Below are 10,372 nucleotides of genomic sequence, written 5' to 3'. Positions count from 1 at the left end.
ATTTCTAGCTGATATATCCCTGACATTGTTCATCCTTCATCTGGTTTATTCTTATTCTCTCATCTGTAGTCCAATTTTAGAGAATTGGTATTACATACTCCATAACCCGATTCTTCCCTGTTTGCTTTGCCTCAAGCATCGCTTGATTTGCCCGATTTAGAAAATCCTTAACTGTAATCCCTGGTTCTGATACAGCTATTCCAAAAGAAGCGGTGATGCTTTCGAGGATCTGATCGCCGTCCTTCAATTGCATTTGTTCAACATCTACCCTTAGTTGTTCTGCTCGCTTTCTGAGTGTTTCCAGCGTCATATTAGGCATCACAATCACAAATTCTTCACCACCCCATCTGCAAGCAATGTCAAAGGAGCGAATAGATTTTGACAGCAGTTTTGCTAATTCCTGAAGAACAATGTTGGCAGTCACATGTCCATAGTGCGAATTGTAAGATTTGAAGTCATCGATATCAATGAAAATAACACTAAGAGGTTGTCCCGACCGTTCAGCCTCCGCTAGCCTTTGTTCCGTTATGGTTTGCATATAGTTTTGATTAAATAGTTGGGTCATTCCATCCCGCAAGTTATCATAAGTTAGACGTTGTTTTATCGATAGATTATTTAGTGCAAAGGCTAAATATCTAGCAATAATCTCAGCAATTTGCTGATCTTCTGAGCTAATTTGTTCAAGGGCATAGATGTGTAAAATGCCAATTACTTCGCTTTTTCCAAACAATGGAACACATAAATGTACGCCACTAACAGGCGGTATTAAGTGGCTGCATATCAGTCCTGCATTACAAGATGATGAAAGGTTTAATTTGCCTCTCCGCAATGCCCAACACTCAGATAGTGAAAATACTTCTTTACTGCTTATTTTGGGTCCCCAAGTACTATTCGTCTGAACATAATTTTTAGAATCAGCAATTATATTGATACAACCACTCATATTAGGAAACAGCTTGGAACAGGTTAAAGCAACCACTTGATACACCTCATCTTCAGACTCGCAGGAATAAAGCATATCCGCCATATCTGAGATATATATAAGTTCTCCTTTTTTTACCTCTAATTTCAGTGTTTTTTCTTTTAGCTGCTGATTTAGGTCAGTGAGCGATCGCTGTGTTTCTATGGATTCTGTAATATCGATACTGATCCCACCGATGCGCCTAGCGCCCGTTGCATAATCGCTAAATGGAAACTTAAACGATAGCCAGTAGCACGGCTGATCATTACCAGGCATCTTTACCTCTTCAATCAGCTTCAAGGGGCGTAGACTCTTCAAAACGATTTGATCGTTTTCCATTATCTGCCGCCCCTCTTCTGGATCTGGGAAGAATTCACTATTTCTTTTCCCCACCCATTCTTGTGGATCTAACGAAAATCTAGACTGTAGCTCTTGGTTGTAGTAAAGCACTCTAGATTGGTCATCTTTGATATAGGCTCCAAACGGCCCCTGATCTAGGAATAGCCGTTGTATCTGCTGCCTACATTGAAGTTCACAGGCATCTTCTTGATATCTGGCGATCGCCTCTACAATTTGATAAGCGGTTGGTATCAGGTAGAGTAAGGCAGACAAGGAAATAAATGCCATTAGATCGAGTACGCCTAAGTGCAGCAGGGACACTGATTTATGTGGCTCAAAGACCACCAAAAGGTGATGAAATCCGCAAAATAGTACGAATCCACCTGATAAGAAAAATGCTAACCAAAACTTAGAAGGGATAGTTGCCTTAGTTTTGGCAAAGAAAATCCCTATTACTGTAGGGATGCTAAAGTATGAAAATGCAGTAATGCCGTGAGCAATTATACAATTCCAATAACTAAACTCTATCATTAACTTGATATCAACATCTTATTTGCTTAACTATAATTATCTCTGGGTAGCTTCAATATCCATGTATATAAAGGATGATATCAATATGTCGTTCGTATGAACTGCTGCTCATTTCACTCCCTTACAAACCTGACTTACCAAGTGAGTGAGTTCGGGTAAAATAAGTTTTTCCATTGCCAGGCGTACAGCATTACTGGAACCAGGAAGTGAGAAGATTAATTTATTTTGATAAACACCAGCAACAGCACGAGAAGCGATCGCCCGCGAACCAATTTCTTGATAACTTAAAAAACGAAATAACTCACCAAATCCCGGCAAAGTTTTCTCCAGTAACTTCTCAATTGCATCGTAGGTAGTATCTCTTGGTGCAATACCTGTACCACCATTGAAAATTACAGCATCCAAATTTGAGCTTTTACCTAGATTTACTATCTGCCCTTGAATTTGTGTTGGTTCATCTTTGATAATCGTGTAGGCTGCTACAGCATGGTTAGCACCAAGGAGTAACTGCTGAATTAGCTGACCACTTTTGTCTGTTTCCAAAGTGCGTGTATCGCTGACAGTAACTACAGCACAAGTTACTAGAACTCCAGGCGAATTTGGATGAGGTTGTGGCATTATATGTCACTCATGAACTTTTAATAATCGATAATTGGGCATGGTAAATCGCACATTCATTGAACATGACAATTACCGATGCCCTATGCCTTATGACGCCAGTTGCTTCAACGGATAGCGCAGCGTTAGCGAGTACTCGAGCGTCGGAAACCTCCGCAACGCACTGGCTCCCCTATGCCTCATTTTTGCTCAGTCCCAGATCGTTTTCTTCAGCATACCGCTCCATGAAGCGCATAAACCGATCCCATTCTAGGGCAGATTTCATTACGTAAAGTGCTTCTAATTCTTCTGGTTTCCCGTTAATAAATTTAGCCTTAACTTCACGGGTAATTATCTCGCCTTCTTCGTCAATCAAGTACATCCCGGTAATATCTTCGGTAGTACCTTGATCTAAAATTTTCGGATTCGTAAAAATAAACGTCGCTGTACCACTGTCACCAGTGCGCGATCGCGTCAAGCGCACATCTGGAATTACCTCTTCGTCAAGACCTCTGGAAAACTGGATTTTCGCCATGATGAATGAATTTAAACTTTTGTGATGATTAATTTAATATTCTCTCATCAATTAGAACACCACGGTCTAGAGGCTACTGTTATTCATTGTTTTAGTGTATATACTTAAATTGCTTCTTTTTCAAGTAACAAAGTTACGGGACCATCGTTTTCAATTGTAACTTGCATCATTGCACCAAATTGACCCGTTTCCACCTGCAACCCACTAGCTCTTAATTTGGTAACAAAACGATTATACAAATCTTCTGCCGATTGGGGAGCGGCTGAACGGTCAAAGGAAGGACGGCGACCTTTGCGACAGTCACCATAAAGGGTAAACTGACTGACGACTAACAAATCGCCATAAATTTCTTGTACAGATTTTTGCCAACGGTCGTCTCCTCCTTCGTCAGGAAACAGCCGCAACTCTAAGCACTTACGCACCATCCAGTCGATTTCAGCATCAGTATCGGTATTGGCTATACCTACGAGCAAATTTAGCCCTCGCCCAATTTTGCTGATAATTTCATCATTCACTGTAACTTGAGATGATTTGACTCGCTGGATAACAACGCGCATTTTAACTAATTCGTAATTCGTAATGACGCTCGAATACTCGCTCTAAGCGTTCGCGTAGCGTCTCGTAGAGAAGCCATGCCGTTGGCGTTCGCTGTCTTCGTCTCTGAAAGAGAAGCCTCTCGTTCGCGTAGCGTCTCCCCTTGAGAGAAGAGAAGGCTTTACGCTACGCTAACGTAATTCGTGATTATCGGGCAAACACTCGCACGTAATTTACAGCAGTTAGTAAGTTAAGAAGCTGATAATACAGGAGAGTGAGGAAGCGATGTCTACGACAGGCTACGCCTACGCTATTCTCTCATTTTCATTGCTCAAAATCGATAGCACCATTAGGAATGCATTCCCAGGTTCCACCTGGGAACGAGTACGAGTTTTAAACTCCTAACTCCTGTACAGACGCGATTAATCGCGTCTCTATTCCTAACTTTTATTTGCCAAAGCCTTTGCCACGAGAGGTTGAAGGTAGACAAATGCAGTTTTCGAGTTGACTAATTAAAGCCTCACGATCCAAATTTTGACCAATCAGTACTAGTTGGTTTTTCAATTGACCTTTCCATTCATCATCATCCAAGGTGAAGCGTTTACCACAAAGGTGGAAAATATGACGCTTCGGACTTTCATCAAACCACATAATCCCCTTCGCTCGGAAGATATTTGAGGGTAGCTGGTTATCTAAGAAATACTGAAACTTCCTAATAGAAAAAGGCTTGTCACTCTGGAAAGATATGGAAGTAAAACCATCATTTTCTAAATGGTCAGAATGATGGTGATGATCGTGATGGTCATGGTCGTGATGATCGTGACCGCATGTTGAGTGGTCATGGTCATGATGATCGTGATGGTCGTGATGGTCGTGATGGTCGTGATGGTCGTGATGGTCGTGTTCATCCACCACTGTGTCAAAATATTTATCAGACTCAAACAGACCAACACTTAGAATTAAAGGAAGTGGCACTTGCGATCGCGTAGTGCGGATAATTCTTGCTCCTTCCTTGACTTCGTTAATTTTTCTTTCTAACTCGTTCAAAGTGGCTTGATCAACCAAATCTGTCTTATTCAGCACAATGACATCGCCATAGGCAATCTGGCTGTATGCTGCTTCAGAGTTAAATAAATCTAGGCTGTAATTAGCCGCATCTACCACGGTAATAATAGAATCCAAACGGGTTAAATCCCGCAATTCTGTGCCTAGAAATGTTAAAGCTACTGGTAGCGGATCTGCCAATCCAGTTGTTTCCACTACTAGATAATCTAGATTTTCTTGGCGTTCTAAAACTTTGTAAACTGCATCTACTAAATCATTATTAATAGTGCAGCAGATACAACCATTATTTAGCTCCACCATGGTCTCACCAGTGGAAACAATTAGCTCGTTGTCGATGCCAATTTCGCCAAATTCATTTACGAGAACAGCGGTTTTTAAACCCTGTTGGTTGTTGAGGATATGATTGAGTAAAGTCGTCTTGCCACTACCGAGGAAACCCGTAATAATTGTTACTGGCATTCCTTGTTTGGGCGTATCCATTGCCGAAGATTCGGGTGTAACTGCTGATTGCATAGCGCTGTTATCAAATAGTCAAAAAGTAGTAATGTAGCGCAGATAGTCCAGAAAACACTAGCGCCGCTATGCGGAATTCAAAATTCTTGCATTCAAAATTCAAAAACCCTTGATTTCTGGGCTTTCGAGATTTTGTCCAATAGTATGTTGATTTCCGCCATGACGTACTAGCATAGGGATGCTGGACTGTCATCCCAGCTGCTTTACCCTATTATTGCTTATCTCCCTATTCAGGATTACATCTGTTAAGCTGTTCCACCTTTAACTTCCATACAGTCAGTAGCCAGAATGCCTGCCAATACGCGGTTTTCCATTTTGAATTTTGAATGCAAGAATTTTGAATTGATATATGACCCTAACCCTTTACAATACCCTCACCCGTCGTCAAGAACCGTTTGAAACTCTCGTTGCAGGCAAGGTTAAGATGTATTACTGCGGCGTGACGGTATATGACTACTGCCATTTGGGTCATGCTAGAGCTTGCATTGTTTGGGACGTAGTACGCCGATACCTCCAGTTTATCGGCTATGAAGTCCGATATATCCAAAATTTTACTGATATTGATGACAAGATTCTTAATCGAGCCTGTCTTGAACATTCCTCAATGGAAGCTGTAGCTGATCGCTTTATCAAAGCATATTTTGAGGATATGGCGCGGCTCTTGGTTAAAGAAGCCGATGAGTATCCCCGCGCTACTCACACAATGAATGGCATTCAACGGTTAATTCATGAGTTGGAAAATAAGGGTTTTGCCTACCCTGCTGACGGTGATGTGTATTATCCAGTACGAAAGTTTTCTGAATATGGCAAACTTTCGGGACGCAAGTTAGAAGATATGCAAGCTGGAGCGAGCGATCGCGTTAACGTAGAAGATCCAGAGTACCAGAAAAAGAAAGATCCCTTTGATTTTGCTTTGTGGAAAGCAGCAAGACCAGGAGAACCTGCTTGGGAATCACCTTGGGGCGCAGGCCGTCCAGGGTGGCATATAGAATGCTCGGCAATGGTGCGTGATCGCTTGGGTGATACTATAGATATTCATGCTGGTGGTGCTGACTTAATTTTTCCCCACCATGAAAACGAAATTGCCCAATCTGAAGCTGTTACAGAAAAACCCCTAGCGCGTTACTGGTTGCATAACGGCATGGTGAAGGTAGATGGTGAAAAAATGTCCAAATCTTTGGGCAACTTTATCACTATTCGAGAATTGCTGGATCGAGGAGTTGACCCGATGGCAGTGCGGTTATTTGTGCTGACCGCTCAATATCGCACACCCATAGATTTTACTGATGAGGCGATCGCCGCAGCAACTAACGGTTGGCACACCATAAAAGAAGGTTTACTTTTTGGCTACCAATACGGCAGACTATTAGGCTGGGAAGTGGGAACTGCCTTACTACTCTCTAAACCCCATTCCCTAATCCCTGAAACTGTCGAACGTTTCCAAGAAACTGTGAATAACGACTTTAACTTTCCTGGTGGATTAGCAGTGCTGTTTGAATTAGCTAAAGAACTGCGTCATGGGAGAAACATTCTTGTGCATGAAGGGAAAATAGAAACATCACCAGAGGAGTTACACCGACAATGGCAAACTCTCGTAACATTAGCTGGAGTTTTAGGTTTAGAAGCCAAGCCAGAAGTAAAAACTTCTACAAAAGAAGGTTTAAGTGATGCGGAAATTGAAGCGAAAATTCAGCAAAGGCAAGAAGCACGTATTGCCAAAAATTTTGCTGAAAGCGATCGCATTCGTGACGAACTCCAAGCAGAAGGTATTACGCTAATTGATAGCCGTGATGGCACGCGCTGGCACCGAAATTAGAGGGCACAGGAGCAGAGGAGAATTGATAACCAATGCCCCATGCCCAATCCCCAATCCCCAATTCCCCATTCCTTAAATTATGTGGTCTGAACTTAAAAAAGCGATCGCTAGTTTCGATATTCCCGCTGATTGGATTGGTATTAGAGCCGTAAAGGAAACTTCTACTACCCGTTTAGTCCGTGACGCCTTACCCCAACTAAACGGCAAATCCTTCACTGTTGGAGCCATGCTGGAAGTTTTAGTCAATGGCTGTCTGGGTTATGCAGCTACTAACTCTCTAGAATTGTCTTCCCTACAAGCTGCTGCTCAAATAGCCTATAAACAGGCACTAGCAGCCAATGAATGGTGGATATATCCCTTCCGTGAAACTGAGCGTCCTAAAGTTATTGGTGAATATAAATCTCCATTTCTTGAGCCATTGAATGCTCTGAGTCCAGGAGAAATCAACGATTTACTGGTTCGTATTTGCCAAACGCTCAAAGTTGACGACAAAATTGTGCAAACTATAGCCAGTGCTAGCAACATTGAGAGAGAATCTTGGTTTATTAGCAGCAACGGCTCAGAAGTTTATCAAAAAATACTATCTATAGGCACTAATTATAAAGCCACTGCCCAAGATGGAGCGGTTGTACAGCAGCGCAGCAACAATGGCTCACAAGCAAACTGTTACCAAGGCGGACTCGAACTTTTAAAACAAGAAAACTTATGGCATCGGGTGCGGCAAATAGGTGAACAAGCAATAGAACTTTTAACAGCAGAGGAATGCCCAACCACCCGTACTAATTTAGTTTTAGCCCCAGACCAAATGATGCTGCAAATTCATGAAAGTGTCGGACATCCTCTAGAAATTGACCGAATTTTGGGAGATGAACGTAATTATGCTGGGGGCAGCTTTGTTAATAAAAGTGATTTTGGTAATCGAGTATATGGTTCGCCGTTGATGAATATTACCTTTGATCCCACCGTGCCTGGTGAATTTGCTAGCTATGGCTTTGATGATACGGGTGCTGTAGCAACAAAGGAGTATTTGGTTAAAGAAGGTGTACTGCAACGGGGTTTAGGCAGTCTAGAGAGTCAAGCCAGAGCAGGTATACCAGGAGTTGCCTGTGCCCGTGCTTCTTCATGGAATCGACCAGCGATTGATCGCATGGGTAACTTGAATTTAGAGCCTTTAAACGGTACTTTTGAAGACATTATTGGCGAGATACAACACGGCGTTTACATGGAATCTAACCGTTCTTGGTCAATTGACGATCGCCGCTATAAATTTCAATTTGGTTGCGAGTACGCTAAATTAATTGAAAACGGTAAACTCACTAAAACCCTCCGCAATCCTAACTACCGCGCCACAACACCGGAGTTTTGGCATAGTTTAATCCAAGTAGGAGATGCTTCTAACTGGCAAATGTATGGTACTCCTTATTGTGGCAAAGGAGAACCAAATCAGGCTATTTCGGTAGGACACGGTTCACCTGTTTGTGTATTTGCTAATGTCGAAGTTTTTGGTGGAGGAACTTGAAAAAGTGCTAAGTGCAAAGTTAGGAGCAGAGCATATCCGGCTTTGCTTTTAATCTTTCATCCTTTGTCTTTTTTACTTATTAATATTTAATATCTATGGAAATTGAGGAATTATCTGCTTTAGAAGTAAGTTTTAATCAGCTGATTGAAAGTCTGCTTATAAAAAAAGCAGAAAATGAACAATTCACTGTGAAACTAAGCAGTGAAAGAAGTCAATTTACTCGTTTCAATCATGCAAAAGTTAGACAAACTGGTTGTGTTGCTGATGGTTGGATAGAACTAACTTTGATGGCAGATCAACGCAGCAGTATTCAGCAGTTTCCCTTTACTGGAAATTGGGAGTTGGATTGGCAGTTAGCATATACTGCTTTGCAGGAACTACGTGACGAACTTATCCTATTACCCATCGATCCATATCTAGTTTTGCCATCAGGAAATAATATCAGTAGAGAAATACATTCTGGGAATTTGTTGGCAGCTGAGGCAGTAGTTCCAACTGTGTTAGAACTAGTTACCGAATTGGATTTTACAGGGATATATGCAGGGGGAGTAATAATTAAAGCTTATGGTGATTCCAGTGGTCAAAAACACTGGTTTGCTACTGATTCTTTTACTTTAGATTATTCTCTATTTTCCCCATCTGGACAAGCAGTTAAAGGCACGTTTGCTGGAAGTGATTGGGATAAATCTGCATATATAGCCAAAATTAACGAAGCCAAAAAGCAACTCGAATTGCTTTCTCGCCCCGCGAAAGAATTGCCACGGGGACAATACAAAACTTATTTTGCACCTGCTGCTGTTGCAGATTTATTAGTAATGCTTTCTTGGGGAGCGGTAAGCGAAGCTGATATCCAACAAGGAAACAGTGCTTTAGCTGCTTTATCGCGTCAAGAAAAACAACTTTCTCCAAAATTTAGTTTGAAAGAAAATTTTCAGCGGGGATTAGTGCCGCGATTTAATGAATTGGGAGAAATGGCAGCACCGGAGTTACCTGTAATAGAAAAAGGACATTTGGTAAATACTTTGGTGAATTCTCGAACTGCTAAAGAATATCAAAAAATTGCCAACGGCGCTAATGGTTCAGAGACTTTACGAGCGCCAGAAGTGAGTCCGGGAAATTTAGTATTTGAGCAGATTTTTTCGAGTTTAGATACAGGATTATATATATCTAATTTGCATTATTTGAATTGGAGCGATCGCCACACTGGTAGAATCACAGGTATGACTCGTTATGCTTGTTTTTGGGTAGAAAAGGGAGAAATTATCGCCCCCATTGAAAACTTACGTTTTGATGAAAGTCTCTATCGCTTCTGGGGAGAAAACCTAGTAGATTTGACCGATTTTCAGGAGTTTATTCCCGAAGTAGGTACATACGAAAGTCGCCAACTTGGAGGTAGTTTAGTTCCCGGTATACTGGTGGAAGATTTTACATATACTTTGTAATTCAGATGCTGACAGGAAATCAAAAGCTACCAGATAGAAATAGGCTCTATCACTCCCTTTATGGTTCTTAATATTAAATACCCTGCTTTTGAAAACTATTATTCTTATGTAGAAAGGGTTTTGCAGTTTTCCAAGTTGGTACTCAATAATAGCGTAAGTCACTTTGGCATAAGGGGCGCGATAGAACCTAGAAATCTACCTTAACCGGGAGGTGATATTGGAGCCAATAACAAACAAACTATTACTTATGAGAAGTATCATCCTATTAAGCTAAAGAGACGTAGACCTCACCAGATCCAAAACCGACAATATCATTGCGACCATCGCCGTTAATATCACCAAGCTGACGTGGATATTGGTTAAAGCTAGTCCATCCGCCATCATTGACAGTAAAACCATTGTTCAGAACTACAGAATACTGACCAAAAGTGCCATTGCTTTGACCTAGAGAGACGTAGACCTCACCATCTCCAAAACCGACGATATCATCGCGACCATCGCCGTTGACATCACCAAGCTG

General features: G+C 41.6%; 9 protein-coding genes. 3 read left to right on the top strand and 6 right to left on the bottom strand.

The window, feature by feature from the left end:
* Nucleotides 1-76: 76 nt before the first annotated feature.
* From V7K89_RS30425 to V7K89_RS30400, 5 genes are all read right to left on the bottom strand, one after another.
* Nucleotides 77-1,831, bottom strand: coding sequence for a diguanylate cyclase domain-containing protein (locus tag V7K89_RS30425; protein ID WP_442941801.1), 1,755 nt, complete (start codon nt 1,829-1,831; stop codon nt 77-79).
* A 108-nt stretch (nt 1,832-1,939) separates the two neighbouring features.
* Nucleotides 1,940-2,449, bottom strand: a complete 510-nt coding sequence (locus tag V7K89_RS30415) for a MogA/MoaB family molybdenum cofactor biosynthesis protein (protein ID WP_442941800.1) — start codon at nt 2,447-2,449, stop codon at nt 1,940-1,942.
* Nucleotides 2,450-2,621: 172 nt separating this feature from the next.
* On the bottom strand, nt 2,622-2,963 hold the full coding sequence (gene psb28, locus V7K89_RS30410; protein ID WP_335193980.1) for a photosystem II reaction center protein Psb28: 342 nt from the start codon (nt 2,961-2,963) through the stop codon (nt 2,622-2,624).
* A gap of 104 nt (nt 2,964-3,067) precedes the next feature.
* Nucleotides 3,068-3,520 (bottom strand): D-aminoacyl-tRNA deacylase, encoded by a 453-nt coding sequence (gene dtd / locus V7K89_RS30405; protein WP_335193978.1) that lies wholly within the window; start codon nt 3,518-3,520, stop codon nt 3,068-3,070.
* Nucleotides 3,521-3,944: 424 nt separating this feature from the next.
* A complete protein-coding gene (locus tag V7K89_RS30400; protein WP_335193976.1) occupies nt 3,945-5,075 on the bottom strand; it encodes a CobW family GTP-binding protein in 1,131 nt (376 codons plus the stop codon).
* A 349-nt stretch (nt 5,076-5,424) separates the two neighbouring features.
* On the opposite strand from V7K89_RS30400, the gene cysS reads away from it, so the two are divergent.
* The 3 genes from cysS (at nt 5,425) to V7K89_RS30385 (ending at nt 9,852) form a co-directional block, all read left to right on the top strand.
* On the top strand, nt 5,425-6,891 hold the full coding sequence (gene cysS / locus V7K89_RS30395; protein ID WP_335193974.1) for a cysteine--tRNA ligase: 1,467 nt from the start codon (nt 5,425-5,427) through the stop codon (nt 6,889-6,891).
* 79 nt (nt 6,892-6,970) lie between these two features.
* Complete coding sequence (locus V7K89_RS30390; RefSeq protein WP_335193972.1) at nt 6,971-8,410, top strand: TldD/PmbA family protein; 1,440 nt, start codon at nt 6,971-6,973, stop codon at nt 8,408-8,410.
* Nucleotides 8,411-8,505: 95 nt separating this feature from the next.
* On the top strand, nt 8,506-9,852 hold the full coding sequence (locus V7K89_RS30385; RefSeq protein WP_335193970.1) for a TldD/PmbA family protein: 1,347 nt from the start codon (nt 8,506-8,508) through the stop codon (nt 9,850-9,852).
* Nucleotides 9,853-10,117: 265 nt separating this feature from the next.
* On the opposite strand, the gene V7K89_RS30380 is transcribed toward V7K89_RS30385, so the two are convergent.
* Nucleotides 10,118-10,372: FG-GAP repeat domain-containing protein (locus tag V7K89_RS30380; RefSeq protein ID WP_335193968.1), on the bottom strand; the 255-nt coding region annotated here is incomplete at its 5' end.

The sequence above is a fragment of the Nostoc sp. genome, from assembly GCF_036917515.1.
Taxonomy (GTDB): Bacteria; Cyanobacteriota; Cyanobacteriia; order Cyanobacteriales; family Nostocaceae; genus Nostoc.
The sequence above is the reverse complement of the archived record's forward strand: the minus strand, read 5'-3'. Positions and strand labels throughout refer to the sequence as shown.